Raw genomic sequence first — 1,645 nt, forward strand, 5'->3', positions numbered from 1 at the left:
AACCTGGATCCACCGAAGATCTTGGTGTGTTGATCGTGTCGTAGACGCGCAGATGCCCTCTGACTTGGGACGATTGTTCTTGCAACGGAAACATATCGGACCGAGTGAGAGGGCATCTGCTGGATGCGATCGTCTCATAGCGCGGCGGCGACTCACGTGACCTTCGATGATCCGAATCTCGTGTCGCACGCTGGTTTGGTGCCGGTGGTGCGACTGGCCGAGCAGGTGGGCCTGCCGGAACTGGTCGATGAGTGGGTGAAGGTGCCGGGTAGCGCGGGTGCGAACGCGGGCGCGAAGGTGTCGGCGATCGTGGTCGGGATGGCGGCGGGTGCGGACTCGATCGATGACCTGGGTGTGCTCCGGCATGGCGCGATGCCACTGCTGTTCACCGGGATCCGCGCGCCGTCCACGCTGGGCACGTTCCTGCGGGGGCTGTGCTGGGGTGATGTCAGCTCGCTGGAAGCGGTGGCCCGTCGGGTTGCCTGGACTGGCTGAACGGGTGGATCTGCTGCCTGGTGCCAGCGAGTTGGCCTTTGTGGACATCGATTCCAAGACCACCCAGGTGTATGGCCGACGCAAGCAGGGTGCCCGGGTTGGTCATGCCCGGGTACTGGGCTTGGACTTTCAGGCTGTCACCGTGTCCACGCCGGAGGCCGCGCCGGTGATCGTGGGCACCCGGTTGCGCGGCGGGAATGCCGAGTCCGGCCGCAGCGCGCACACCCTGCTGGCCTCCAGCCTGACCACCGTGGGCCAGATGGGGGTGACCGGCACGCTGATCGTGCGCGCGGATTCGAAGTACTTCCAGGGCAAGGTGGTCCGGGCGATCCGTCAGGCTGGGGCACACTTCTCCATCACCGCCCCGCTCAACCCCGCTGTCCGGACGGCGATCGAGAACATCGCCGAGCATGCCTGGGTCGGTATCCACTACCCCCAAGCGATCTACGACCCGGAACACGACAGCTGGGTCTCCAACGCCGAGGTCGCCGAAACCACCCTGACCGCCTTCACCAACCCCACCCAAAACCGCGGCAACCGCATCACCGCCCAGCTGATCGTGCGCCGGGTCCGCGTCCTGGAACGCAACGACCAAGGCGAACTGTTCCCGACCCACCGCTACCACGCGGTGTTCACCGATTCCCCGTTCCCCCCGCTCACCGCAGAAGCCCAGCACCGCGACCACGCCATCATCGAGCAGGTCTTCGCTGACCTCAACGACTCCGCTCTCGCGCATCTCCCCTCCGGCAAATTCGCCGCGAACGCCGCCTGGCTCACCCTCGCCGCACTGGCCCACAACCTGACCCGGGCCGCCGGCTGCCTGGCCGGCGGCGCCCACACCAAAGCCCGCACCGGCACCCTGCGCCGACGATTGATCGCGGTCGCGGCCCGGATCTCCCGCACCGCCCGCACCATCACCCTGCACCTGCCCGAGCACTGGCCCTGGGAACACGCCTGCCAACAGCTGTTCACAAACACCCACCGACCCCAAACAACCTGACCACCGTCCACGCCCCACCAGGCCCGACCGGAGACCACACCACCGAAGCTGGCAGGCCAGCAACCCCGACACGTCCACCACCAGCCACACATGATCAACACACCATCAAGATCACCCACAAAGATCATCGGTGGATCCAGGTTGAACGTC

1 pseudogene is annotated in these 1,645 nt (G+C 66.3%); it reads left to right on the top strand.

Annotated features, from left to right (window positions below):
* Positions 1–123: 123 nt before the first annotated feature.
* A pseudogene (locus tag ACYVIP_RS44750) lies at positions 124–1,495 on the top strand (IS1380 family transposase).
* The last annotated feature ends 150 nt before the right edge of the window (positions 1,496–1,645 follow it).

It is taken from the genome of Actinophytocola sediminis (assembly GCF_054779715.1).